We start from the raw sequence: 25,854 nt of genomic DNA, 5'->3' as shown, positions 1-25,854 counted from the left end.
TTGTTTCCTTTTTCGCTTCCCTTCACCAGTGTCTTACTATGAAAACGCTTAAATCTTTATGTGTGGTGGAATGCGGATATTTATTCTTTAGGCTTTGGCCTGTTCGGTTAGGGCTTCGGCGGATTGTTTTTTCGAATGGCTGCTTTTGCCAGGCTCAAGGTTGTTTTTATCCGGCTCAAGGCTGTTTTTAACAAGCTCAGGGCTGTCCTCGTCAAAGGCTTCTATCAGTCCCATTACCGGCATTAAACGTAGTTCTAGCTCGGCAAACAGTAACTCGCGCATGTCGTCAGAAAATTGATTTATCCAGCTTGGAGTTTCTTCGGGTATGGATTCGCCAGATTGTTCGGCAAGTATATCCTGATGCTCTTGGCGCAGTTGCTCAAAGTAAGCTTCTAACAATCTGGGCACTACGGCCAAACATTGTCTGTCGTAGCCGACGATGGCTTCCCCAAAGGAGCTTTCTAGCATAACCAGTTGTGCCAGTCTTTGTGAATGACCAGCGGCGGCATCGCGTACATAGGACAGAAGATGCTGAACTTTTAACTCTATCTGTCTTTGCCTAGCGCTATAGAACTGCACATAGAGATCAAAGTTATTGAGTTGCTCTTCAGTAGCATCTTCGCGATAGCCTGGAAAGCGGACCCGAGCACTGCCATTGCCGGGGGTGAAACACTCAATCAGTGTTTCAATGAGCTCCTGATTAACCCGTAAAAATTCCTGCTGCACTTTATCTGCGCTTACAGAGCGCGGTTCAAAGCGCAGTCTTGCGAGTTTCAGGGGTAAGCCAGAAAGTGCTAAGGATTTGTGCAAGCCAATAAGCTGGCTAATACGTTCAGCAAATGCCTTGTCGAAAAGGTCGGCATTGGATACATCTAGATCGTTCAAAAAACGAACTAAACGAGAGCCTTCTATAGAGATTTGAGCCATGTATCTAACGCGTGCCGTAAGCCAGTGTTCTAAAAGTCGTACTTAAGATTTGTTCCGGCTATTAATTGGGCAATGCGTACAGTTTCTAACCGTGACCACTATTTTTTAGTCGGCCGGCTATTATCAATAACTGAGGCCAAGATTCAAGCGGCCTAAGGCGTCAATTTAGGGCCGATCTGTAAATGCTGAATAAACTCTGAACGGCTAATATCTAAATTTTGGATTGATCGGTTTATCTCGTATCATGCCTACCCACTTTATTGCTGCAGTGACATGTATTTATGCGCAAAACAACTCTATTGTATTCAGCGGCACAAGCCTTGGCATTAAGTGGTGCGGTTATTACCGTATCCGTCGCACCACTGGTTGGAAAGGTATTGGCACCCAGCGCTGAATTGTCTACTTTGCCGTATGGATTACAGTTTGCTTCAGTAATTGTGTGCTCCTATTTACTGTCTATGGCGATGAAGCGTTTTGGTCGCAAGCCCGTTTTCTATTTGGCTTGCTTTAGTTTCGCTTTGGGGGGCGGTTTAGGGGCTTACTCGATTTACAGCCATTCCTTTGTTATAAACTGCATAGCACATGCCTTGTTTGGAATGGCCTTCAGCGCCTTTGCCTATTTTCGATTTGCTGCTACCGATGGCTTGAGTTCTGAACAAACAGCAAAAGCTGTATCGCTGGTGACTTTAGGCGGTGTGGTCGCTGCTTTTGTAGCTCCTATTTTAACGACCCACAGTCGTTTACTAATTCCTGATTACGCCTTCAGTGCCAGCTATTTGATGTTTATTGCTTTGGCGGTATTGCTGGCAGTTGTCTTAAGTACTGTTCCTGCTAATACACAAAGTAGGGAGGCCGCTGACAAAGTTACAGCTAAGAATTCTTCTTCCAAACAAAATTACAAAACCGAGTTAATACTGGCTATTTATGCCTCTGGTTTTGGCTATATGTTGATGGCTTTATTAATGATGCAGTCTTCGCTAAAAATGAATGCGATGGGCATAGAGTTCGCTAGCATCATGTTGGTTATTCAAAGCCATGTACTCGCCATGTTTATCCCATCATTGTTTATGGGGCGGATTATTGCCTTAATTGGTGTGGGGCGCGTGATCTTTGCGGGCTATATGGTGATGCTAGCTTCGATGCTTATTGCCATTAATTTCGAAAGTTACAATGGTATTTTGGTGGCGCTAATAGGTATTGGGCTAGGTTGGAATATGTTATACGTTGGGGGGAGCTCTTTAGTAGCTTCCTTACCAGGCGATGCCCACAAGTTGCAGGGCTTGAATGAGTCTGCAGTGGCGGTGCTCAACACTATCGGTGCATTTTCTGCGGGCTGGTTATTTGCCAGTATCGGTTGGGAGAATAGCAACTGGACCTCGATGTTTTTGCTATTGCCTGGTTTTGCTTTGTTGATATTGGGCTGGCTCAAGAAGTCGACCAAGTTATAAGGCAGCTTTCGCTACTGAGCTTACTGCGCCCACTCATCTATAGAGGGCCTCGTCTTACCCTAACTATTAGCCCCTGTCTTTGGGGCTAATAGTTCTCAATAAGTCTTCCTATAAAACTAACTAGCTAAGGCTAGTCCAGCCCTAGTCCTTTTTATTAAATTCCCCTTTTTAGCTCAAATAACAATCAAAAAACCTAATCTTTAAGGAATAGTGCCGATAACTATATTGAATAGTCTACCAATTGTTTTATTAGAGTTAACTAATGAATATTATCAGCGGATCGGTGAGAAACAAGCTTTTGAGCGTTTTGGCTCTAGGTGCTATTGCTGTTTCCATTATTGCGGGTGTAGCTGTACACCTTGAAAACAAACAGCTAAATAGATTTCGTTTACTTCTCGACAAAGAGGTAGCGATAGAGCGCGATATTCTTTTGCTTAACAGTGAGTTTAAAACTCAGGTGCAAGAGTGGAAGAATGTTCTGCTGCGAGGGCATAAGCCTGCCGATCTAGAAAAGTACTGGGGGCGCTTCCAAGAGCGAAAGCAGTCAATTATGGCCGACACTAAGGCCATTATGGGGCGCTCGGATAGTGCTGCGGTAAGCGGTAATTTGAAAAGCTTTATGCAAGATTATCGTGTCATGATGACTAAGTATGAAGAAGCTTACGATATCTTTGTCGGCGATTTAGATTCGAATGCGGCGGATAGCTATGTTCGTGGTATCGATAGGGGGCCGTCGAAGCTCCTGGCAGAAACGGCGAAATCAGTATCTTTAGATGTAAGCCAGCAAACTAAAAGCAATATTGCTAGCTCTGCTACGGTTGAACGCTGGGCACTACCATCAATTCTTCTAGGGCAGGTTATCGTATTGCTGATTGGTACGGCGATTATGAATCGCAATATCGTAAAGCCAACGAGAGCGCTTATTGAATCTTTAGATTTGATCAAGGGTAAAGATTTTTCTCAGCCCGTTCAGGTTTCTTCGAAAGATGAGCTTGGGCAGATTGGTGGTGGTTTAGAAGAAATGCGCCACTCTCTAGTCTCAATGCTGGAAGCTATGGAGGGGTCGGCGAAGAATCTGACTGAAGTTTCCGATTCCGTATCGATAATCTCTGGCGAGATTCAGCGTGATTCAGAATCGATTCAAAAGAATGTTGAGCACTCGGCAACAGCTACTAATGAAATGTCGGCGTCTATTCAAGAAGTGTCTAGGAATGCCACTTCCGCTGCAGATTCGGCTAGTACGGTAAATGATAATACCGAGATAGGCAGGCAAACTATGGATAAAACCATTACTTCAATGCACGCACTTGAAACCGATGTAGAAAATACGGCGGAGGCATTGGAAGAGCTTGAATCTTTGGTGGCTGGTGTAGGTTCTGTTCTAGATGTGATCGTGGGCATTGCAGAGCAAACTAATTTGCTTGCGTTAAACGCCGCTATTGAGGCGGCTAGGGCTGGTGATCAAGGGCGAGGTTTTGCTGTTGTTGCCGATGAAGTGCGAACCTTGGCGCAGAAAACACAAGACTCTACTACCGAAATTAAAAGTATTATCGAAGCGGCTCAAGCAGGTTCAGAAAAAGCAGTTTCTGCAATGAAGCTTGGCGTAGAACAAACGCGTAAAACTTCTCAGCTAGCACAAGAATCCAATGAGGTAATGCGAAATATCAAATCGGAAATCGCGATGGTAACTGATATGAACGCACAGATTGCGACGGCGGCCGAAGAGCAGAGCTCTGTAGCTGAAGAGATTAATCGCAGTGTAGTGGAGGTATCTGGCAGCGCGAGAAACTCGTCACAACAAGTTAAGTCGGCGTCAGAGGCTACTGTTCAGTTAATGAATAGTGTAAACCAGTTAAACGATTTGGTCGGCCAGTATGTTCGCTAAGGGGACGTAGTTACCACTGGTGTTTGTCATTCGAGGTTTAGAAGCCCCGCGTCCGATGCGGGGTTTTTGTTATATGTGATATTCATAATTTGGATTTCGCGTCAAGTTTACATTCAGTAAGAGAAATTTATTATAATTGCATAGGCAATCACTAATAAATTTCTCCCAAAAACTTTGCTGCCCAAAATATAAATTGGGTGTGATTTGATTGTCAAAATTGGCAGCTCAGTACAGGAGATATAAAGCTAAAGACATAATGTATTTAAGGAGTCCTTGTGTCGCGCTCAATTATCTTTCGATGCCTATTGCTAGCCATCGCTTTTCTGCCATTCTCACTTACTAAAGCCCAAATTCCCACTCGTATCATTGTTAATGAGGGTTTTGAACGACCAGACTTAAACGCAACTTGTGGTATCCCAGGTTCGGGCTTTGATCAAATTGATCAAAGTGCCGTTCAAGGTTGGTTAACAACAGCACCTAGCCAAGGCGGTTTGAGTTGTGGTCCCGCAAACGGGTCACCCATTGAAATTTGGTCTGATGGTTTTTTATCAGTCCCAGCCTTTGAAGGAAATCAGTTTGCCGAGGTAAATGCCGAGAGTGTTGCTCGCTTGTACCAAGAAGTATGTTTGACGGCCAATGAATCTGTAAACTATCAGTATTACCATCGTGCAAGAGCCCAAGCCAATGAAACCACTCGTGCCTCTTTACATGACGCTGCCGGCGCACTGGTGTTTAATGGCCCACTCGATGCGGTGTCTTTAGGGGATGGCTGGGTGCAGCATTCCGGGGCCTTAACTAATGATGCAGTGGCAGGAGCACGACAATTTAGTTTTGAATCTCTATCACCAGCTAGCCCAGTTGGTAACTTCATTGATAATATCACGGTCGATCTAAGGCCGTTGGTAGAAATTCAATTGAATACAATGTCACCGGCTTCTGGTTCTGAAGATAGCGTAGGAAGCATGGAGTTTGCCTTGATTATTAGCGGCACCTTAGATAGTGATGCGGTGTTTAATTTAACTTTAGACGCGGCTTCAAGCGCCTCGCCGCAACTGGATTATAGCGTCGCTGTAGGCGCATTGGCAGGTCGGGGTGAAGTTAATAGCTTCAATAGCGGTAGTGGTGAAATTCAAATTACTCTACCGGCAGGGGAGTATGATCCTAACCAAACAAATAATAGCTTGAATCAGCAGGGGGTAATCGTTTTGCCCTTGAGTATTAGTGCCGATGCTATTTACGAAGGTGATGAAACGATAGTCTATAACTTGGGATCGATTCAAAGTGGGGGTGGTAGCACAGCAGATAAAAACCTTGAGTTCAACGATTCTACCTGTAACGGAACCATTGTTTCGCAGGTGATGGGCACCATTGTAGATGATGAGCCAGTGCCGCCAAGACAAGTGCCGACTATTGGGGTTTGGGGGCAACTATTTCTAAGTTTGTTGATGCCACTAGTGGTATTCTTTCGGCGTAGAAAGCTTGTTTAATTAACGGTGAAATTGGATCAAGTAGCATCGAGAGTGGTGAGGATTATTGCGCACCACGCGGGCTGACGTTCGTATAGTTGGAAGATTTTCTTCAGCCGCTTTTGTCGTACAACTAACCCAGCAAACCTAGCTTTCCTTCAAGAAGAGTGTATAGCCCGAAACTTGCCAATAGGATGGCGAGGGATATCGATGACAATATGATTAGCGACTTGTGCACTCTGCTCCAAAAGATAATGCTCACCAAGATTGCATAAGTTGCTGAAATTCCTCCATATGCAACGGCGTGAGCGACCAATACTCCATTGATAAAACGAATTGAGCTCTTCCCATACTCGTAAAATGAATAGGTAAAAAACAACGACAAGCAAGCACAAGCTAAGGTAAATGTGAGAGCTATAAAAACAGATAAAGATAGTAGTTTATTAATCTGAGCCCTCCTGGCTGATAACGTCTATGTGCCGATAAGACAGGGAAAATAGCCACCCAAGCCTAATCTTTAAACAAACAGTATATTGTCTTAACAAGTGGGTCAAATATCTTCTTTAGTTTAAGCTGTGACGCGTTACGAAAATCTAAATAGATGCTTTCTTAAATTATTGTTTCGTTGTTACGCCTTGTGAAATTCTTGATGAGTAGTATTCAACCCCCTTTATCACTCGCTTTGTCGAGCATAGAGTATTCACCTTTTTATTGAGCCCCTAGTATATGCCCTAGATAAGCATGACTAGGATAAATCACAGGAATAACAATAATGAGGAAGGGTTTTATGTTGGATTCGACTAGGTTTTTAAATATAGCAGTGGGCACCCTTGCCTTATGCCTTTCAAGTTTGGCGATAAGCTCTGGAGCTCCAGAGCTTGCGGAAGTAGATCCTGCTAAGCTGTCCTACTCCTTTGAAAAAGATCTGCCGAACTTATCGCCGGTCTATATAGAGCCTAGTCCTCTAAATCGAGGTGATGGCATCGAGGTAGCGAAGTTAAGTTCACATACCAGCGCAAGCAGTGATATTTTGGCTTTTGCAAAGGAAGCAGCAGTGTCAAAGTTTGGTGAATACGATAGCTTGCTGATTGCCCACAAAAACAAACTTGTATTTGAATCATATTTTAGAAAAGGGCGGGTAAATCTGCCGCACTTTCAAGCTTCTGTAACTAAATCCCATACGGCTTTGGCTGTCGGGCGAGCTATTCAGTTGGGTTATCTGACTATGGATGATTTGGACAAACCCATTGTTCAGCTGTTAAAGGGCTTGGATAAAGCAAAGCTGGCCAAAGGCGTTGAACATATTACCCTTCGTAAAGCCATGACTATGAGCTCTGGTCTTAGGATTGAGGAAGAAAAGCTTCGCCAATTAACGCGCAGTGCTAGAGAAACCAAGGGAAGCAATATTGTTCAGCAGTTGTTAGAAGCAACGGCTGCCATCAGTCCCGAATCACAGAGCTTTTTGTATCAGGGTGTGGATCTAAGCATAGTCATGCAGGTGTTGGAAGAAGTCGTGCCGGGCTCATCAATGAACTTCATTGATAAAGAATTGTTGAGCAAGCTTGGTATCTCGGTTTATCGATGGAGGACTGATGCCAATGGAGTAGCGATAGGCGCGAGCGGTTCCAGTATCACATCTCGAGATATGTTGAAGCTGGGTTCCTTGGTGCTAAACGACGGACAATGGAAAGGTGAACAGTTAATTTCGAAAGTTTTTTTGGAGGCGGCGACCAGTAAAATTACGCAGCCGACCGATGACTGGATTCCTGACAATTACTACTATGGTTTTTATTGGTACCCAACGGACTTTACAGTTAATGGTAAACAAATAACGGTAGATATGGCCTGGGGTGGCGGTGACCAGCGAATTATTGTATTCAAGGAGCTAGACTTGATTGTCGTTGTTACTGGGGCGACTCAAGAGGGTACGATTATGGATCAAATTGCTCAGGTAATTTTCCCCGCATTCGATAAGTAGTCGTTTAGCTTTGAGCTTGTGTTAGACGGCGCCGAAGTCAAACCCCAGCGCCGTCTAACACAAATATCGAATCCATTGCAGATAAAACTCTAGATTAGTTTTGAATCTACAATTGAGGCCTTTAACCACACTTACCATCGGGGCAATGTGTTCTTGCATGCCGCACGATGGCTCCTCATACCCCATATTCTCACCGGCTTAACCCCATAAGCTCTCAAGTCACCGTATATAAGAAAAGACTTAATTTTATTGCTGCTACAGTCGCCTGTTTGATTTCAGTGGCTTAGATATTAATCTAAGCCGTACTAAAAACATAAAAACATCAAAACATCAAAACAATAAACACAACACCAGCCGAGGTACGACTGTGAACTTTACCCCTAAACAATTAACCCAATTCTCCGCCTATATTTTGTTGGTATTGGCGCTTACTCAAGTCGTTTATACAGCGCTCTATGTTGCCAAGCTTGATGTACCAAGGCAATTTTTGTGGGGCTCTGAGGGCTTGCTGTTCACGGTATTAATCGCTTTTGCGGGTGCCGCCATGGTACAACTAAAAGAAAATCAGCTTATTTGGTCGGCTATTGCCTTTAGTGCTGTGCTTAATGTGGTTCAGGTGAGTGTTGGGATAACCCTGTTTGGCAGCTTTAATGAGGCGGTATCTGAAGTAGAAGGATTGAAGCCTGCGCTAAGTGGTGTAGTCGCCTTGTCCTTTATGATTTATTACGCGGCCAAACTTTTATTGGGCATGGCGGCGTTGGGAATGGGCTCGGCACTTATGTCTGAGGGCAACAAAGCCTTGGGTGGTTTAACGGCCCTTGTTGGCGGTATTGCTGTACTTGCTAATGCCATTTTGATCACATTTGGTCGCGATGGTTTTTTACCATCAGCTGTTGCAGGTGCGACAGGTGTGTTGGCGACTTTGTTGTTGGCGTTTTGCCTAATTGCTGCGGCTCGTAAAAGCTAAGTTGGCCTTGGTAGCAGTTAGCTACACAATTTAATAAAAAACCCCAGCAGTAATCTCTGCTGGGGTTTTTTATGGCTAGCTATTCTTGTGTTTTAGAAATTACGATAGGTCACACCTAGGACATAGGATGGGCCATACTCTTCATATTGAGCGTTGAAAGAGCGGCTGCCGTGGTAGCGGAAGAATGGCTCATCGTTGATGTTGATGGCATTGAAGTGGAACTGAAGGTTTTCGTTCACTTCGTATTTAGCGCTTAGGTCGATTTGCATATGCTCATCTTGATACAAATCATTGTTGGCATCTTCGTAGTTAAGCTCCATCAAACGCTCACTTTTATAGGCGGCAGAAACACGCAGGCTAAGTGGACCTTTTTCATAACCCAGTACCAAGTTACCCACGCGGTCGGCTTGTTCGGGTAATTGGATATCGGTATTACGATCAGGATCTTCACCTAAATCTAATGTGGCCTCCGAGTCTGTGAAGGTGGCATTGGCTTGCAGCAGTAAGCCGTTAGCAAAGTGCTTGGTGTAGGTGAGTTCTAAACCATATAGATCGGCTTCGTCACCATTTTGTGGCTGAGTAATTTCGATATCATCAAAGTTTACACCAGGCGCATAAAGCGCAGCATTCGCATCGCTACTTACATCGGCATTGAAAATAAAGTTGTCGATCTGCTTGTAAAATAACGCGGCGCCGAATGCACCAATGCCATTATCTGGGTAGTATTCCATCGATAGATCGAAGTTGTTGGATTCATACGCTTTAAGCTGAGGATTACCGGCTTCAACCTGTAGCTCATTGTCTTCCTGATCAATTTCGATCTTATCGGGTGACGGAGTGATATCACCAAAAGAAGGTCGTGAAATCGATTGTGAGAAGGCGGCGCGTACAATCATTTCGTCGCTAAAACGGTAGCGTACATTAACGCTAGGTAGGAAGTGACTGTAATCACGCTCGTAATTGGCTTTTACGATTTCAGCTTGTTCACCATCAAGTAAGCGAGCATTGTAACCTTCGGCACTGAAGTCAGTGTGCTCGTAGCGTACGCCATACACAAGGCGCCAATCGTTGATGTCTACACGGCTCATGATGTAGGCCGCGGTAACGTCTTCATTCACATTGTAATCACGCGCGGAGCTTACCAAACTCTCGGCCAAGGCTTCTTCGTCCTGGAGGGCGGTATTACCTTTAATCTGACCATTAATTAAAGCGTCAATGGCGGATTTGTTTAGGGCAGGGCCAAAGTTACCAATAGCGTAGTTCAGGTTGCCGTTGATAAAGGCGTCCATGGTTGGGTCGTCGATATCGCCAAAGTCATTGTAGATATCGGCATTGACATCATCAGTCTTTTCGCGCTCGCTGCGTTTTAAACCAAATTTGATATAGCCGGGGTTTTCGCCGAAGTACATATCACGGGTGATATCCAGCTTAAAGCCCTGTTGCACATCTTCGGTGTAGTTGTTTTCTATAACCACTTCATCGAGTTCAAACCCGGATGCATCAAAGGCTTCGTCCGAGGCAAAGATGCGTGGGCTACTGCCCAAAGAGCTATAGCCCATCTCGCTGATGTTCTTTTGCTTAAAGCCAGTATCACGACGATCTGGCTCATTTTCCGAGGCTTTTGAGTACGATAGGTTATATTCTAGGGTCCAATCGTCAACGATATTGCTGCCGCCAAATACTACAGAGGTGATCTTCTGCTCTTCGAAGCGATCTTTGAAGTCACGCTCCATATCGCCTTCGTCCCAAAGCGCTGAGTTGCTATCTATGTTTAGTAGATCGCCTTTATCAAACTTGTACTTGATACGTTGACGAAACTCTTGATCTTCAAAGTGGCTATACAAAGAGCGCATATAGTATTCAGATAGCTCGTTCGGACGCCAATCCAGATTAAGAGCTACGCCTAAACGCTTACGGTTTACAGTGTAATCACGCTGCTGAAGCTCCTTAACACCACGCACACCTGAATCTTCAATGTCGGATTCCCATTCGCCATCGCCTTCAATAACTTCAGAGCCGAAATCACGATCTTGCCAGCTGACAGCGGCAGCAACGCCAAGCTCGCCACCGGCAACGTCGAACACATTGGTAAAGCTACCAGCCAGCTTAGGGCTGGTTTCTTCTTCCAGATCGTTATAGTTGCCTTCGGCTTGCAGTTTGTAACTCATGCCATCGCGATCAAAGGCTGATAGGCTCTTGATTTCAATGTTCGCGCCGATGGTGTCACCGTCCATATCTGGGGTGATTGTTTTAGTGACTTCTAAGCTTTCTAGCAGGCCAGATGGAATAACATCCAGTGCTACTGAGCGGCGATCACGCTCTGGGGCTGGAATATTCACACCGTTGATCGAGGCACTGTTAAGGTTTGGGTTAACACCACGAACACCTACAAAACGTCCTTCGCCCTGGTCGCGTTCGATAAATACACCCGGTACACGCTGAAGGGCTTCAGAAACATTTTCATCTGGGAACTGACCAATCGAGTCAGCCGAAACAATCGATTTAAAATTATCTGCCGCACGTTGCTTATTCAAGGCATTGGCCGCACCGGCGGCTTGGCCAATTACGATCACATTATCCATCTCGCTAACGTCATCACCGATGCGAACCGCTTCGCTAGTGGTTTTGTTATCAGAGATACTGATTAACTGTTGTACGGTTTCGGCGCCAAGGTAATCCACCACTAGGGTGTAGTCGCCAGCCGGCAGATTGTTGAATGAGAAGCGCCCGCCATTTTTAGAGCTGGATTCCAGTTTCAGCTCTTTAATTTTTACAATCGCGCCATCAAAGTAAACGCTGGAAGTCGCATCGCTGATGCGGCCTTCTAAGCGGCCATCGGCCATGCTATTCATCGAGAAGATAAAGCTCCCCGCTGACATTAATGCTATTGCTTTTAGTGATTTGTTCATGCTGTCCCCTGTTTATCGATTGGCCAATTGATAACTGCCTAGGCCTACTGAAGCGACGTTTTTAGTCGTAATTCTTAAAAGTATCGCGCCAGTCTAAAAAGGACAGGTGACTATTGGGTTACGCCTATGTGTAAAAATGATGACAGATTTTTGACTGAAAAAAGTTAATGAGATCAGAAATGGAAGCCATCGATAGGCCTGTTACAAGGCTTTAATTTAGCTGTCATAAAAATATCAAATAATATTTAGTTTGGTGATGTAGTGAATAGAAGGCCGGCACAACAGGCTAGGGCAATAGGGTTATGATGAAAAAGATCAATCGACGCGGTTTTATCAAGGGCAGCGCAGGTATCGGTGGTTTGGGGATGTTTGCCGGTAGCCTAACAGGGTGTAGCTCCTACCCTAAGTTGGAATTTAGCGAAATCCCCCACGCTCTTGATCAGCAACATCACGTCGCTCCCAATCATAATGCCCAGGTATTACTGCGCTGGGGTGATGATTTGTTTTCAGATAAAGAATTCGATCCCAGTCGTATTACTGCTCCTCAGCAAGCTGAGAGCTTTGGTTTTAATAATGACTTTATCGGATTTATGCCCCTAGAGGATGAAGATCTGAGTGCGAGCGAAAACTACAATAGTGGGAATAGTGAGCGTGGTCTCCTGTGCATTAATCACGAGTACACTTTACCCCATTTAATGTTCCCTGGTTTTAGCGACGAGGAAGATGGCATTGCCAATGCCAACCGTGAACAAACCGAAGTTGAAATGCAGGCTTGTGGTCATAGTGTTGTAGAGGTGGAGCTAAGAGGTGATGAGTGGCGAGTTAACAAGCGCAGCGATTACACACGCCGTATTACTCTGGACACTCCCTGCGAAATAACCGGCCCAGCAGCAGGCCATCCTCGCTTACAAACGATGGCAGATCCAAGTGGCAAAAAGGTGCTGGGCACGGTTGGGAATTGTGCTGGAGGCAAAACGCCCTGGGGTACAGTACTGATCGCCGAAGAGGGTTTTGGCGGCTTCTTTATGGGCAACCGAGATACCTTAAGCGAGCAAGAAAAAGATAACTTCGAGCGCCTAAGTATTGGTGGTGAAGATAGCAGGCGCTGGGGTAAAACTGCTTCACGATTTCATATCGAATGGGAGCCCAACGAGGCTAATCGCTTTGGCTGGATGTTGGAGTTTGATCCCTACGACCCTACATCGACACCCAAAAAACTCACTACGCTAGGACGCTTCGAACATGAGGGCACCACTATTGTAGCAAAGCCCGGTGAACCCATCGCAGCCTATACTGGCGATGATGATGAGTTTCAGTTTATTTATAAATATGTCTCCCATGAGGAGTACAAACCAGAAGCCGAGCACCTTAATCGCAGCCTTCTGCAAGAGGGTGTTTTATATGTTGCCAAATTTAATGAAGACGGCAGTGGCGAGTGGCTTCCGTTAGTGCACGGTCAAGGAGCATTAACAGAGCATCAAGGTTTTGTCTCTCAGGCTGATGTACTTATCGAGTGCCGCCGTGCTGCGCAGCTGATTGGCGCTACGCCTATGGATAGGCCAGAAGATATCGAAACCAATCCGGTTAACGATTGCACCTACGTCATGCTAACCAAAAACAAAAAGCGCAAAAAAAGCGATGTTGCCAATATGCGCCCGAAAAATACCGCAGGGCATATTCTCGAAATCTTGCACCCTGGTGTTGACGGTAAGCGCGATCATAGCAGCCAAACATTCCAGTGGAATACTTTCGCCCTAGGTGGCCATCCCAATAGTAATAAAATTAATGATCGCGGTTTTTATGGCACCGGCCCAAAGGGTGAAACAGTTTCGGAAAATGGCTGGTTTGCTTGCCCCGATAATTTAGCATTCGACCCAAAAGGTAATATGTGGGTAGCCACCGATGGCTGCGAAGCCTTCCAATGTCATGATGGTTTATGGGCAATGCCCACCGCTGGCCCATATCGCGCCATACCCAAGCACTTCTTTGGCTGTCCTCAAGGTGCAGAGCTCTGTGGCCCAGAATTCACCCCTGATGGCAGCACCTTATTTGTCGCCGTTCAGCACCCAGCAGATGTGGAAGGTTCTAGCTATGATAAACCGGCGCACCGCTGGCCTGATTACGATGAGAGCTTGCCACCACGGCCGAGTGTGATGGCGATTAGGCATAAGGATGGGAAGATGGTGGGGGAGGCTTAATAATTTATGGAGATAGGGCTGGGTTTTAACCAAATATTATTTCAACGGTGATATTTTTTACCCGGTAAGATTTACTGGGTTGTTGGCGCTTTAACGCAGTGTTGATCTGTCAGAGTTCTATTTGTTCAAGTAATCTAAAACGAGAGTCACGATCCCCCCAGAGTTGAACAACGCAATGCCCCCAAGACTTTGGGATCTTCCAAGATTGTGCTTGGCTTGTAATCTCAATGGTTGTAGCTTTGCGGTCACAGCGGATATCCATTTTGTTTAACTTACCTTCGGTAACTTCAACACCAATATGCCTTCTATAAAGGCTATGGTGCCAAGGACGTTCAGAGGTTGATATTTTACCGCTGGTAGTAATGACCTGTGTCTTTTCAAGCGATGCGACTACCTTAGCTTTGTGTTTTAGTATCTCGTCTAGCATCGGGTGCTTGTTGTATTTACTCGATATTCTTTCCGCGGTCTCGAAGGCTTCAACATATTTTCTCTGTTTTACTTGTTCTGAATACAAGCTAGCTATAGCGGAGCTATGCATTTTCTTAGGGATTTGAGGGGATTCGTAGCTTAGCGTTCTGTTTAAGTAAGTCAGATAGCTATCTTTGTCGCCTACCAATCTATAGTAGTTGGCTTGCAATAAGCTAAACCATGCGCGTTCCTCTGTGTTTTTTACAAGTTTTTCTTCGAAACCGGAAATAGTTTTGGCATATTCTTCAAGTTGGTTGTTAGAAAGTTGAATCTGAAGAGTTCGGTATTTTGCTAAGAACTTCTTTGAAACACCCCGCCTCCCTGAGTTTAATGCCCAAGTGAGCTTATGCTTTTGATTGGATGACTTTATACTGACCCCGTTTAATTTCGCCGGAATAAATTTGGCCTTACGAATATATTTTAGAGCGTGCTTTTCAAAACCTACCCCTCCCTCTGAATCAACGATAACCGCGTCTGTTACTGAGCCATCTGTATTCACAACGTAGCTAACAATGACAGATCCCTCGCGCCCTAATGAAAGTTCTTTTTTAGGATAGCTGAGTTTGTGTGTGCTGAGAGATTGTGGTGGTTCATACAGCCCATTACTGGATTCATTTGAATAACTAAGCTGTGAAAAAAGTAGAAAAGAGAGGAAATACAAATTTGGATGATTGAAAAGCGAGTACATTGTGCGTCCTTTGTTTTTTTATTTTATATTCTTGATTATCGCTGTTGTGTTTGTTCAGTTAAATGGTCTTGGTACCAGTCCATTATCATCTTCCCTAGTGTTTCTAACTTGGGAGAGAGGTCATGCCTATTTGAAGCGTAAATTAAAGTCATAAAATTTAGAAATAATATATTCGCCACTAGCTGCATTATTTGGTGTAGCTGCATTGTTGTTGCCGAGATGCTTATTACACTTGGGTTAAAGTAAGAAAGAGAGATGGCTTCTACGCCTCCATGGGTTAGTCCGTGAAGCTCGTTTCCGTGTAATTGCCATATCTTTGTGAGAGCTCCATCACTATGTTTAACCTTATCATCAATCTGCTTGGCAAGTTTCTCTATAGATTTCCAGTTAAACTTCTCTTTTCTACTGCTGAGCCGTTCTAATTGATCTTCAGTTGCGCACCAATATACCCATAAACCCCGGCAGGATGTTTCAAACAATGGCCTTAATAGTGAAAAGGCAGAGGCAGGGAGTTTATTTTCACAAAGTACTTGTACGCCGGAGCAGTGTGAAGTAGTAAGTTGAGAGAACCTTCCAAAGAGGGTGTTTCTAGTGCCGACTAACTCAAACTCATGTGCAGTGTTATGGACTAGTTCAATGCAGTCTTTTAGCTTCTTTAGGTTTTGAGGGCTGTTTAGTGAAGTGTCTTCCATGCTACTTCTGGCTAGGTTGTTTGTTGAGTCGCGACCGAATTAAAACATATTTAATGGAATAGGTGGGTAATAAAAAAGGCCAGTAGGTAAACCTACTGGCCTTTCGAATAGTGGTAGCTAGAGGCAGACTTGAACTGCCGACCCCAGCATTATGAGTGCTGTGCTCTAACCAGCTGAGCTACCTAGCCACTGGACCCTGATGTCACGGTGAGCGCTTTAATAAGTGCTCTGTGTGTCTCAGAGGGCGCGTATTTTCGCGATTTGCCCTTGCTCTGTCAAGAGGTAAGGGCTTAATTTTTCAGCTTTTTTTCACTTTGCTTCGACGCTGGCGATTGGCTGCTGTTTGGGCCTGACTAGGGCGCTTGTCATGGAGCCTGCCACCACCATAAATGCGCCCAGCCAGCTTAGCCAATTTAGGGCCTCGGCTTGGATCATGTCGGGCATTAGCCAGGCGGCTAGGTGTACGAAGAAGAGGCTGGTGAGCGGTACGATGGTGATGGTGGCGCTTACTCGGCTCGCTTGCCAGTGCTCCATGGCCATGGCGAAGGCGCCATAGGATAGGGCGGTGTTGATGCTGGCAAATATCAGGCAATACAGCTCGGTGCGATTTAGCTCTAAGAGCTGCTCTGGCTTGGCCAGAGGGAAGAAGATAATGGCGCCGGCGATATAGATGGTCAGTAGTACCTCTTGGGAGCCAAACTCTTTTAAAAGCTGCTTTTGGGCTAGGGCGTATATTGTCCAGCTTAGGGCCGAGATAAAAACGATGACTACACCTAAGTTGTATTGGCTATCGCCTTCGCCGCTGTCGCCCCCGCCAAATAGGCTTGCTAGGCGATGGTTGAAAAAGAGTAAGAGGCCAAGGGTAAATATTGCTACGCCTATCTTTTGCCAGCCGCGAAAGGCTTCTTTGTATAGCCAAACACTGGCTAAGAGCAGCAGCATAGGGGCCACTTGAATAACCAGCTGGGCGGCTTCTGGGCTGGAAAGATCTAAGCCGCGTACCCATAGAAAGTAGTTGCCGCATAGGCCAATAACGGCAACCAGCATGGGGATGCCAAGTTTCGGCTGGGCCATCTTACGCCATTGGTAGCCGCCTTTGATGGCATAGTAGCCACCCACTAGAGCGGTCGAGACCAGCATGCGATACCAAATAATGGTGTTTACATCCATGCTGGCCAATAGACCTTTGATGGCAACGGGTAGCGAGCCCCAAAGAATTACCGTGAAAAGGCTGAGGGCTAAGCCCAGCTGCCAACGGTCGCTGGGCTGATGCATTGCTTTGCCCTACTTATACGTTAAAGCGGAAGTGGATCACGTCACCATCGGCCACAATATAGTCTTTACCTTCTAGGCGCCATTTACCGGCATCCTTCGCACCTGATTCGCCGTTGTTGGCGATGTAATCGTCGTAGCTTACGATTTCGGCGCGGATAAAGCCTTTTTCAAAGTCGGTGTGAATCTTACCAGCCGCCTGTGGGGCCGTAGCACCGACAGGGATGGTCCAAGCGCGGACTTCTTTTACGCCAGCGGTAAAGTAGGTGTGTAGGCCTAGTAGCTCGTAGCCCGCGCGAATTACACGGTTTAGGCCTGGCTCGTCTTGGCCTAGCTCTTCTAGGAACTCGGCTTTCTCATCATCGTCCAGCTCAGAGATTTCCGCTTCGATCTTGTTGCAGATGGTAACGACCACAGCATTTTCTTCAGCGGCGATGCCTTTTACCACATCTAGATGTGGGTTGTTTTCAAAGCCTTCTTCATCGACGTTGGCGATGTACATGGTTGGTTTTAGGGTCAACAGGCTAAGCTGTTTTAATAGCTGTAGCTCATCATCATTTAGAGCAAAAGAGCGCAAAGGCTTGGCTTCGTTCAAGTGTGGCAAGATCTTTTCCATCAAGGCTTTCATCTTGATGGCGTCTTTGTCTTGGCCTTTGGCAGCTTTGGTAAAGCGTTGCAGTGCTTTTTCGCAGCTTTCTAGATCGGCCAGCGCCAGCTCGGTATTGATGACATCGATATCGGCAGCAGGGTTGATGGTGCCTTCAACGTGAATAACGTTTTCGTCTTCAAAGCAGCGCACTACGTGGGCGATAGCATCGGTTTCACGGATATTTGCTAGGAACTGGTTACCCAAGCCTTCACCCTTGGAGGCGCCAGCTACCAAGCCTGCAATATCCACAAACTCCATGGTGGTGGCGATGACTTTCTCAGGTTTTACAATCTCAGCCAATTTATCTTGGCGTGGATCTGGTACCGCTACGACGCCAGCATTGGGCTCGATGGTACAAAAGGGAAAGTTCTCGGCGCCAATACCTGCCTGGGTTAAGGCGTTAAATAGGGTGGATTTACCAACGTTGGGAAGGCCAACAATGCCGCAATTAAAGCCCATAGTGTTCTGTCTCGCTTAAATTCTGAATCAACGCCCATGCAGGGGCACAAAAAATAGGCGGGCATTCTACTACAAGGAAGGGAGTATCGATAGAAGCGGTATTTTCATTTCACCACTTCTATCGATTAAGAAAGCCTAAATGAGCATTTAGGCTTTTACCTATCTAGCTTTGAAACGCTTAGGCGGCTTTTTCTTCGAACTTGTCGTCGTCAGCCGGTAGGTTTTCTAGCTTACGGGTATATAGTCCAATAAGTAGTACAACTGCACCAATACCAACGCCAAATACTAGTATTTGCATGTATAAGCTTGGAAGTTGTTCTACGTTATTAGGATCGAAGTTACCGGCCAACAAGCCAGAGATAATGTTGCCGATTGAGTAGGTTAGGGTAAATACACCCATCATCTGGCCTAGGAAGCGGCGCGGTGACAAGCGGCTTACCGCACTCAGTGCAACAGGGCTTAGGCATAGCTCACCTACGGTGTGTAGGAAGTAGGTGGTGATTAACCAGTAAGGCGCTACTTTCAAGCCGCTAGCAGCGTACTGTGCTGCAAAGAACATTACTAAGAACCCAGATGCCATTATGATTAAGCCGATAGCTGCTTTTATACCGAATACTGGGCTTACAAAGCGTTTTCCAATATTAATCCAAAGAGCTGCAAAGAACGGAGATAGTGCAATAATAAAAATTGAATTGGCGGATTGGAACCAAATTGTGGGAATCTCAAAGGTCCCGATCATGCGGTCTGTGAAATCGAGAGCAAATAGGTTCATAGATGAGCCTGCTTGTTCAAAACCTGACCAAAAGCAAATGGATGCGACACAAATAAGTAACAGTGCTTGGAGGCGCTGTTTTTCGTTACTAGTTAAATTACCCCAGAAGTATATGCGAGAGTAATAAATAACAAATACTACAGCAAAAAAGATGGCTACATACTGTGCAAGCTTTACAGGGTCTATAACAATAGTTCCGTTATATGTGAGGCCGGTAATAATAGCTAGTGCAGCAAGGAAGGCGCCAATAGCTGCCCAAGTTTTTCGTCGCCCTGCAGGGGATAGAGGTTCGGTGGGCTGAGATCCTATCCCTTTTAGTTTTGGCTCGGTGCGCTTGTATTGTATGAGTCCGATTGCCATCCCGACTGCAGCAGCACCAAATGCCCAATGCCAGCCTGCGTTAACCTGCAGCCAACCACATATGATGTTTCCTAACACTGAACCAATGTTGATGCCCATGTAGTAAAGCGCAAAACCGGCATCTCGACGTTTGTCGGTTTCTGAGTATAACTCCCCGACAAGAGCAGCGATATTCGGCTTTAAAAGACCGGTACCTAATACAACAAAAATCAAACCTATAAAGAATGTGCCATTACTTGGTACAGCCAGAATTATGTGACCGATCATGATGATGACACCACCATAGAATACGGCTTTTTGACCACCAAACATACGGTCAGATAACCAGCCACCTGGTAAGCCCATAAAATATACTGAGCCTGTGTATAGGCCGTAAATTGCAGTAGCTGCGGCCACAGTGAAGAATAGTCCGCCTTCTTGTAAAGAGGCAGACATATAAAGCACTAAAAGCGCTCGCATGCCGTAGTAACTCATCCGCTCCCACATTTCCGTGAAGAAAAGTGTGGTTAAACCTGCCGGATGACCGAAAAAGCTAGTATCTGAGTTGGAGCTCGCTTCTTGGTTCATTGGATATCCTTTATTGGTCTATAATCTGTAGGAATTCAAACCCTGCTAAAAAGGTAACGCCTATACCCCTGTCTAGGTGTTTTAAAAAGGGTTAAAGAGCTAAACGAACGCCCTACCAAACCCCTCCAAAATAATCGATTGGCCTGTTTTTTGAGCTATTAATAGCTGTATAGGGGGCACAACTAATATTCCTTATCTTTTGCGGGAACATTTAGCCAAAATACGCTGCAATTTGGCTAAATATTTACCTGTAATTCCCGCTAAAGTAGTAGACCCCAAGCAAAATGATCTAAAATGCTTATGGTGCGCGCCAGCTTGAGTGGTATTTCCCTAAGCTTATGGCACATAGCGACACAGAGTTATCGCAGGACATAAAGAGCTTCGAATGACAGACGAAACGGCCCCAAGCAGTAACCCTTTCAGGGCGTTTATACGGCATCCTTTATTGTCTGCAGCAGCAGTGTTCCTCTTATCATTTGCACTGTGCACCATTCTTTTATTCTACGAGGCCAATCGCCTCAAAAGCCTTCGTCAATACAATGCACTCACCGAGATGTTGGCCATTAAAGCTCGTTTAGAAGGTTTAATGACCAGCAACAGCATGATGCTTTCAGGCTTACATACCAATGTGATGCTGGAGCCCAATATGGAGGCCGGCAAATTCGAGATGCTGGCCAAGGGCTTAATGGGGCATAGCACCCAAATGAAAGGCCTAAGTTGGATACCGGTGGTCAGTGGTACGCTAAAGCTTGATAGCGGCCAAGGGCGTAGCCAGGGGCACCCGGCATTGGATTTGGAGGTTTTTGAATCGGCCATCAATCGAGCCATTGATAGCCGGCGCTTAGTTATTGCTGGGCCAGATTTGCATGAAGATAAGCTCTGCTTATATATGCTATTGCCGGTGTACCAGGTAGATGTTTTGCTGGGTATGGTAGTTGGTGTCGTCGATCACAGTGCTATGCTGTCACGTGCTGGGGTGGATTCACCTAATTTACCCGAGGATGTTGCACTGCGTTGGCTGGCTGATGATGGCTCTCCGGCGCAGGTTTTCTTTGGGGATGCTTCTTCTTTTAGTCGCTCCAGTGTGCAGCTTAATATTGAATTGCCCAATGCTCGCTGGTTGGCCGCGGTGGATGTTGATAAAAGCAATTGGGCTTCAGCTGGTTTTCGATTAGCTATGGCAGCTGCTTTTGGTTTATTTGTTTCGAGCTTGTTTGCTTTGGCGGCCTATGTTGTAGCAAAAAGTTATGCACGCCGAGAGCAGGCCGTGCAATCGGCTAATTATCGAGCCAATTATGATGCACTCACAGGCCTGATTAATCGCAATTTCTTTTCCAATCAGTTACAGCAAGCAATCAACTCTCATACTCGCTTAAAAAGAAAATTCTCCTTGATGTTTATCGATTTGGATTTCTTTAAGCAGGTTAATGACACCTGGGGACACCGTGCAGGTGATGAATTACTACAGGAACTGGCAAGCCGTTTAATGGGCTTTGTGCGCAAGAGCGATGTGGTCGCCCGTTTGGCTGGTGATGAGTTTGTGGTGCTCATGCATGATGCTGAAAGTGCTACCCAGGTTGATCTATTAGCTAATCGCATCTTGGGTTATCTAAATCAGCCCTATGATATTGCTGGTCAAAAGCTTTCAGTGAGTTGCAGTATTGGTATTGCCGTCTTCCCGGATGATGGTCAAACCGCAGAAGCGATATTAAGCCATTCCGATACTGCCATGTATGCGGCTAAGCGTGCGGGGCGTAACCGAGTAACGTTCTTTAACGATGCCATGCGCGATGAGGCTCAGTATCAACTATTGATGCACAATGAAATCCTTAATGGGATAGAGCACAATGAGTTTGATGTTTTTTATCAGCCTATTATGCATATTGATTCTGGCGATGTAACAAAGTGTGAGGCGCTGATTCGTTGGCGTCACCCAGAGAAAGGCTTTATCCCGCCCAATGAATTTATAGGTGTTGCTGAAAATACCGGCGCTATCCGATCGATAGGACGTTGGGTTTTAGAGCGGGTATGTAAAGATTATAAGCAGTGGCAGTTGGCGGGCTTGGATATTTCGGTTTCAATAAATCGCTCAGTCAGTGAGTTCTATCCGGCGGGTTCCCATAGAGAATGGGAAGAGCTGGTCTCTAGTCATGGTATCGATCCTGAAAAAATTATTTTTGAAATTACTGAATCCTTATTTATGGATGGTAATGAGTCTCCGGTAGATGAATTGAAGCAAATGCGTAGCAATGGTTTTCGCTTTGCGATTGATGATTTTGGTACCGGCTATTCAGCCATTAACTATCTGCGTAATTACCCTGTCGATTTCATTAAAATCGATCGCTCTTTTGTGATGGATATTCTAGATAATACCCAAGACAGAACCTTGGTCGAGGTGATTATTAAAATGGGCAAAGCTTTGGGTATTGGTGTGATAGCTGAGGGCGTGGAAAATGTCGAACAATTAGAAGCTCTGAATGTTTTTAATTGCGACTATATCCAAGGCTTCTATTTAGCCAAGCCTATGCCGATGCAAGAGTTTATTCAATTTTGCGAAGCTTATCGTCGTGGTGAGCTTGAGTTAAGCCCTGCCTAATGTCGACTCAATACTGGAATAAATTTTATCAAGGTCTAAATGCTGATCTGGATATTCCTTATGAGCCTTGGTTAGAGTCTTTAATACTGCCTCAATTGTTATCGCTTAATGAGCAGTCTTCTGCATTGGATATTGGTTGTGGCTTGGGTTTGGATAGCGCCTGCTTGTCTAACTTGGGTTTTAAGGTGCTGAGTAGCGATATCAGCGAAGCCGCATTGCAGCAGGCGAAAGATTTGGGGTATGCAAAGAATGTATTGCTTGCCGATGCTGAGAGCTTGCCCAGTATTTTAGGGGGGAAGAGTTTTGATTTCATCTTGGCGAATCTTTCTTTGCACTATATGCCTCATGAAGCCTTGCAGAAAACACTACTTGGCTTAGTAAGATTACTTAAAGCGCCTGGCCAGTTTGTGGCCCGTTTTAATCATCGAAGTGATATTAATTTTGGTGCTGATAAAGCGGATGAGCAGGGTTATTTTCGCCGAATGGAAGAGGGCGAGGAGACCTTGAAGGTTTTTTATACTGAAGAAGTGTTGCGCTATATCTGTATGGGGGTGGTGGGAGAGCTGGATGCACTTTTCCCCCAAAGGCAATATAACTTTGAAATCTCTGAAGCAGACTGCCAAAATTTTGGTCGGCCTAAGCGGCTGTTAACCCTTAGTTGGTCCTGCTTACCAATATAGGCTCCGATCTGGGGTCAGAACCCATGGGTTCTGACCCCGCTGTTCGGGGCCGGGTTTTACAGCTTTTGATTTTCCTATCTAAAAAACTAATTTGAGTACGCTTTTCTAGAATTAATAGTATTTGATTTGGCGCTAATACTAGTTTGTATAGAATAGGGCTTGCCTCGATTGGGTGTTTGAAGATTATAGATCTCGGCTCCGATCTGGGGTCAGAACCCGTGGGTTCTGACCCCGCTGTTCGAGGCCGGGTCTTTAAGGTTTAGGAAAACGTGTGGCGAAGGGTTCTAGTTCGAGCTTGCTGCTATTAGAGACGAAAGCTACTAAATGGTAATTGGCCACCAGTGCAAAAATTTCCATTTGCTCGTCTTTGTTCCAGTATTTACTGAAACTTGGGCTTTCATCATAATTAATTCGCGCTTTATGAATCAGCTGGTCTACTAAGTTGATTAACTCGGCCTCTTTGTCTGGCCAGCAATCATCAAGCCCTGAGCCAAGATATAAGCTATTTATCTGATCTTCATTTAGCTCAGCTTTTGCCGCGAAACCCACCACATGAACCCCCCATTCGTATTCACAATCGAGCTGAGCGCAGCAGCGTAAGATAATAATCTCACGCTCGCGCAAACTCAGCGGGCTATTTTTATCCAGCAAGTTTTTTGGGCCACTGTAGGATAAGAAGCGCTCGCTGTTGGCGAAGACTCGAAACAAGGCCAGTATATAGCCGTCAATATCTGGGTACTTCTTTAGGGTCTCACTAATGCTGGCTGGGTAGGGCGCCTCCAGTGGGCTGAGTATTTCGCTCATTGGCTTCTCCTTTGAAATCAATCCTATGTTGTCTTCATTCTATTGCTACATAATGTGTAGCAAATATAGTTTGCTGGTTTTTAATTTGCTACACTTTATGTAGCAAGATTTGTAAAGATTCCCGTTTATCCCGGTTGAGAGATGTTTTATGAGCACAAATAACTCGTCACGGCCCGTTATGCGTCTGTTAGATGCCCTGGGTCAGAAGTGGGCCTTGAGGGTTTTATGGGAGCTACGTAATGGACCGATGAATTTTAGGCAGTTGCAGGCCCGCTGCGATGATTTGTCGCCGACCAGTCTAAATCGCAGGCTTAAAGAGTTACGGGAGTTGGGTATTGTTGAGCATGATGAGGAAGGCTTTGCGTATTCGGCGGCGGGGGCAGAGTTGGCGGAGCAGCTCTTACAGCTGAATATCTGGGCGGATAGAAATTTGTAAGGCCCATAAATCTCGGCTTCGATTTGGGGTCAGTGGGGTCAGATCCCGAGGGATCTGACCCCGCTTTCGGGGCCGGCTTGTTGGGGTGTTGTTTTTCTATTCGAAGGGATTGATTCGAGGGAGCTAGAGCGCGATGGTATTTTTTGTGGCGTGATTATTGGTTCGGTCTGGGGGGCTTCGATTAGAATTTCTTTGCCGGTAGGTCTCGGCTTCGATATGGGGTCAGATCCCGAGGGATCTGACCCCGTTCGGAGGGGATTTAGATGTACTTTAAGTAACTGCTGTATTCCAGCTGGGTTACTCGGCTGTGGAATTCATTTAGCTCTTGGCGCTTGCACAGTGCGTAGCGGTGGTGGAAGGTTTCACCGAAAGTTGCTGGAATAAACTCGGATTGTTCAAACAAGCTTAAAGACTCTGGCCAAAATTGAGGCAAGCTTGGTTCTACTTGGCTATAGGCGTCGCCTTCGATAGGTGCATCCGCCGGTAGTTTTTCTTCCATACCTTTTAGAGCACCGGCCAGAATAGCGGCCAATAATAAATAAGGATTACAATCGGCGCCACCAATGCGGTGTTCGATACGACGAGCCTTGGCATCACCTGCAGGTACACGTAAAGCTACGGTACGGTTTTCATAACCCCAGCAAGGTGAGGTAGGGGCATGGCAGCCGGCTTGAAAACGACGATAGGAATTTAAATTAGGTGCAAAAATCGCCATGCAATCTTTCATGGTTGCTGCTGTACCGGCAATGGCATGTTGCAAGGCTGCACTGCCTTTTTCACCACCGTCACTAAAGATGTTTTCGCCATCTTCATCGATGCAACTAAAGTGAACGTGCATACCGTTACCAGCTTCATCACCAAAAGGCTTGGCCATAAACGAAGCAATGTAACCATGCTTACGACATACTTCACGAATAACACGCTTTAGTAAAAAAGCGGCATCGGCAGCAGCCACTGGGTCTGGCAGGTGGTTTAAATTAATTTCATACTGCGAAGGTGCCGCTTCTTTTACAAAAGTATCGGTAGGTAGATCTAGTGCTTCACAAGCGCTACGCAATTCATCCAGCAGCTCGCGCTGCTCGATCATGCTGTCTAGATGGTAAGGTTGACCACCTAAACTTGCAGAACCGTCGGCCTCCACACTGCTGTGCTGTGGGCTGCCGTCGGCATTTAATTCGGCTTTTAATAAAAAGAATTCCATCTCTACAGCAACCACAGGGCGCAAGCCCTTGGCGGCATACTGCTGGCTAATATTACTCAAGATAACGCGCGGATCGCTATCGTCATCTTGGGCATCCATATCGGCCATGGTAATTTGCATTTGAGCGGTGCCTGGGCGCCAGGGTACGCGTTGTAAGCTTCCTGGCACAGGCAAACACAGGCCATCGGCATCACCGGTTGCGAACACGATCTCTTCTAAATCACGCCCCCAAACATCCATGCTTAATGCGGTAACGGGCAGCTTTAAGTTACCCTTAAAAACCTTTTCCAGATTTTCTCTTGGAATCAGTTTGCCGCGTAGCAAGCCATTGTAGTCACAAAGAAAAACTTCAATGGTATTAATGTCGGGGTTAGCCGCTAGAAAATCCCTAGCTTGTTGTAACTGGGGATCTATCGAGCTGGATGTGTTCAT

18 protein-coding genes and 1 tRNA gene are annotated in these 25,854 nt (G+C 45.7%); 9 read left to right on the top strand and 10 right to left on the bottom strand.

All coding sequences use genetic code 11. The features are described 5' to 3' along the window. Nucleotides 1-87: 87 nt before the first annotated feature. The gene (locus Q1A08_RS12950) at nt 88-927 is read right to left on the bottom strand and encodes a DUF3348 family protein (RefSeq protein ID WP_299773550.1); all 840 of its coding nucleotides are present in this window, start codon (nt 925-927) and stop codon (nt 88-90) included. Nucleotides 928-1,208: 281 nt separating this feature from the next. Here Q1A08_RS12950 and Q1A08_RS12945 point away from each other — a divergent pair, with 281 nt between their 5' ends. The 5 genes from Q1A08_RS12945 (at nt 1,209) to Q1A08_RS12925 (ending at nt 8,671) form a co-directional block, all read left to right on the top strand. Beyond that, nucleotides 1,209-2,375: an MFS transporter gene (locus tag Q1A08_RS12945; protein ID WP_299773548.1), complete on the top strand. Its 1,167-nt coding sequence runs from the start codon at nt 1,209-1,211 to the stop codon at nt 2,373-2,375. 262 nt (nt 2,376-2,637) lie between these two features. After that, a complete protein-coding gene (locus Q1A08_RS12940) occupies nt 2,638-4,260 on the top strand; it encodes a HAMP domain-containing methyl-accepting chemotaxis protein (RefSeq protein WP_299773546.1) in 1,623 nt (540 codons plus the stop codon). Nucleotides 4,261-4,535: 275 nt separating this feature from the next. Further along, a complete protein-coding gene (locus Q1A08_RS12935; protein WP_299773544.1) occupies nt 4,536-5,747 on the top strand; it encodes a hypothetical protein in 1,212 nt (403 codons plus the stop codon). A gap of 766 nt (nt 5,748-6,513) precedes the next feature. After that, nucleotides 6,514-7,704 carry a serine hydrolase gene (locus Q1A08_RS12930; protein ID WP_299773542.1) on the top strand — a complete coding sequence of 397 codons (1,191 nt, stop codon included), beginning with the start codon at nt 6,514-6,516 and terminating at the stop codon, nt 7,702-7,704. A 367-nt stretch (nt 7,705-8,071) separates the two neighbouring features. Further along, nucleotides 8,072-8,671, top strand: coding sequence for a thiamine biosynthesis protein ThiC (locus Q1A08_RS12925; protein ID WP_299773540.1), 600 nt, complete (start codon nt 8,072-8,074; stop codon nt 8,669-8,671). Between the two features lie 92 nt (nt 8,672-8,763). On the opposite strand, the gene Q1A08_RS12920 is transcribed toward Q1A08_RS12925, so the two are convergent. Continuing rightward, nucleotides 8,764-11,580 (bottom strand): TonB-dependent receptor, encoded by a 2,817-nt coding sequence (locus Q1A08_RS12920; protein ID WP_299773538.1) that lies wholly within the window; start codon nt 11,578-11,580, stop codon nt 8,764-8,766. Nucleotides 11,581-11,882: 302 nt separating this feature from the next. On the opposite strand from Q1A08_RS12920, the gene Q1A08_RS12915 reads away from it, so the two are divergent. Then, nucleotides 11,883-13,778 carry a PhoX family phosphatase gene (locus Q1A08_RS12915; protein ID WP_299773536.1) on the top strand — a complete coding sequence of 632 codons (1,896 nt, stop codon included), beginning with the start codon at nt 11,883-11,885 and terminating at the stop codon, nt 13,776-13,778. A gap of 109 nt (nt 13,779-13,887) precedes the next feature. Here Q1A08_RS12915 and Q1A08_RS12910 read toward each other — a convergent pair whose 3' ends face one another. From Q1A08_RS12910 to Q1A08_RS12885, 6 genes are all read right to left on the bottom strand, one after another. Next, nucleotides 13,888-14,934 carry an energy transducer TonB gene (locus tag Q1A08_RS12910; RefSeq protein WP_299773534.1) on the bottom strand — a complete coding sequence of 349 codons (1,047 nt, stop codon included), beginning with the start codon at nt 14,932-14,934 and terminating at the stop codon, nt 13,888-13,890. A gap of 35 nt (nt 14,935-14,969) precedes the next feature. Further along, a complete protein-coding gene (locus Q1A08_RS12905) occupies nt 14,970-15,626 on the bottom strand; it encodes a hypothetical protein (protein ID WP_299773532.1) in 657 nt (218 codons plus the stop codon). A gap of 111 nt (nt 15,627-15,737) precedes the next feature. Beyond that, nucleotides 15,738-15,814 (bottom strand) — tRNA-Met (locus Q1A08_RS12900). Nucleotides 15,815-15,935: 121 nt separating this feature from the next. Beyond that, on the bottom strand, nt 15,936-16,901 hold the full coding sequence (locus Q1A08_RS12895) for a DMT family transporter (protein WP_299773530.1): 966 nt from the start codon (nt 16,899-16,901) through the stop codon (nt 15,936-15,938). 13 nt (nt 16,902-16,914) lie between these two features. After that, a complete protein-coding gene (gene ychF, locus Q1A08_RS12890) occupies nt 16,915-18,006 on the bottom strand; it encodes a redox-regulated ATPase YchF (RefSeq protein WP_299773528.1) in 1,092 nt (363 codons plus the stop codon). Between the two features lie 178 nt (nt 18,007-18,184). After that, entirely contained in the window at nt 18,185-19,705 is a 1,521-nt protein-coding gene (locus tag Q1A08_RS12885; protein WP_299773527.1) for a peptide MFS transporter, read from the bottom strand. A gap of 385 nt (nt 19,706-20,090) precedes the next feature. Between Q1A08_RS12885 and Q1A08_RS12880 the strand changes: the two genes are divergently transcribed. Further along, nucleotides 20,091-22,301 carry an EAL domain-containing protein gene (locus Q1A08_RS12880; protein WP_299773526.1) on the top strand — a complete coding sequence of 737 codons (2,211 nt, stop codon included), beginning with the start codon at nt 20,091-20,093 and terminating at the stop codon, nt 22,299-22,301. Next, nucleotides 22,301-22,981 (top strand): class I SAM-dependent methyltransferase, encoded by a 681-nt coding sequence (locus Q1A08_RS12875; RefSeq protein WP_299773525.1) that lies wholly within the window; start codon nt 22,301-22,303, stop codon nt 22,979-22,981. The genes Q1A08_RS12880 and Q1A08_RS12875 overlap by 1 nt, the downstream gene beginning before the upstream one ends. Before the next feature lie 252 nt (nt 22,982-23,233). Here Q1A08_RS12875 and Q1A08_RS12870 read toward each other — a convergent pair whose 3' ends face one another. Next, a complete protein-coding gene (locus Q1A08_RS12870) occupies nt 23,234-23,785 on the bottom strand; it encodes a carboxymuconolactone decarboxylase family protein (RefSeq protein ID WP_299773523.1) in 552 nt (183 codons plus the stop codon). A 148-nt stretch (nt 23,786-23,933) separates the two neighbouring features. Here Q1A08_RS12870 and Q1A08_RS12865 point away from each other — a divergent pair, with 148 nt between their 5' ends. Continuing rightward, on the top strand, nt 23,934-24,221 hold the full coding sequence (locus Q1A08_RS12865) for a helix-turn-helix domain-containing protein (protein WP_299773521.1): 288 nt from the start codon (nt 23,934-23,936) through the stop codon (nt 24,219-24,221). 259 nt (nt 24,222-24,480) lie between these two features. Here Q1A08_RS12865 and Q1A08_RS12860 read toward each other — a convergent pair whose 3' ends face one another. Beyond that, nucleotides 24,481-25,854: a glutamine synthetase family protein gene (locus Q1A08_RS12860; RefSeq protein WP_299773519.1), complete on the bottom strand. Its 1,374-nt coding sequence runs from the start codon at nt 25,852-25,854 to the stop codon at nt 24,481-24,483.

Source organism: uncultured Pseudoteredinibacter sp. (assembly GCF_947500695.1).
Lineage (GTDB): Bacteria > Pseudomonadota > Gammaproteobacteria > Pseudomonadales > Cellvibrionaceae > Pseudoteredinibacter.
This window is presented reverse-complemented; position numbering and strand designations above follow the sequence as displayed.

What these genes read in the sequence shown, in the direction of transcription:
- Q1A08_RS12940 (WP_299773546.1), top strand. Translation starts at nt 2,638, where the DNA reads ATGAATATTATCAGCGGATCGGTGAGAAACAAGCTTTTGAGCGTTTTG.
- Q1A08_RS12950 (WP_299773550.1), bottom strand. Translation starts at nt 927, where the DNA reads ATGGCTCAAATCTCTATAGAAGGCTCTCGTTTAGTTCGTTTTTTGAAC.
- Q1A08_RS12915 (WP_299773536.1), top strand. Translation starts at nt 11,883, where the DNA reads ATGATGAAAAAGATCAATCGACGCGGTTTTATCAAGGGCAGCGCAGGT.
- Q1A08_RS12875 (WP_299773525.1), top strand. Translation starts at nt 22,301, where the DNA reads ATGTCGACTCAATACTGGAATAAATTTTATCAAGGTCTAAATGCTGAT.
- Q1A08_RS12945 (WP_299773548.1), top strand. Translation starts at nt 1,209, where the DNA reads ATGCGCAAAACAACTCTATTGTATTCAGCGGCACAAGCCTTGGCATTA.
- Q1A08_RS12865 (WP_299773521.1), top strand. Translation starts at nt 23,934, where the DNA reads ATGAGCACAAATAACTCGTCACGGCCCGTTATGCGTCTGTTAGATGCC.
- Q1A08_RS12930 (WP_299773542.1), top strand. Translation starts at nt 6,514, where the DNA reads ATGTTGGATTCGACTAGGTTTTTAAATATAGCAGTGGGCACCCTTGCC.
- Q1A08_RS12880 (WP_299773526.1), top strand. Translation starts at nt 20,091, where the DNA reads ATGACAGACGAAACGGCCCCAAGCAGTAACCCTTTCAGGGCGTTTATA.
- Q1A08_RS12860 (WP_299773519.1), bottom strand. Translation starts at nt 25,854, where the DNA reads ATGAACACATCCAGCTCGATAGATCCCCAGTTACAACAAGCTAGGGAT.
- Q1A08_RS12910 (WP_299773534.1), bottom strand. Translation starts at nt 14,934, where the DNA reads ATGTACTCGCTTTTCAATCATCCAAATTTGTATTTCCTCTCTTTTCTA.
- Q1A08_RS12895 (WP_299773530.1), bottom strand. Translation starts at nt 16,901, where the DNA reads ATGCATCAGCCCAGCGACCGTTGGCAGCTGGGCTTAGCCCTCAGCCTT.
- Q1A08_RS12885 (WP_299773527.1), bottom strand. Translation starts at nt 19,705, where the DNA reads ATGAACCAAGAAGCGAGCTCCAACTCAGATACTAGCTTTTTCGGTCAT.
- ychF (WP_299773528.1), bottom strand. Translation starts at nt 18,006, where the DNA reads ATGGGCTTTAATTGCGGCATTGTTGGCCTTCCCAACGTTGGTAAATCC.
- Q1A08_RS12870 (WP_299773523.1), bottom strand. Translation starts at nt 23,785, where the DNA reads ATGAGCGAAATACTCAGCCCACTGGAGGCGCCCTACCCAGCCAGCATT.
- Q1A08_RS12920 (WP_299773538.1), bottom strand. Translation starts at nt 11,580, where the DNA reads ATGAACAAATCACTAAAAGCAATAGCATTAATGTCAGCGGGGAGCTTT.
- Q1A08_RS12905 (WP_299773532.1), bottom strand. Translation starts at nt 15,626, where the DNA reads ATGGAAGACACTTCACTAAACAGCCCTCAAAACCTAAAGAAGCTAAAA.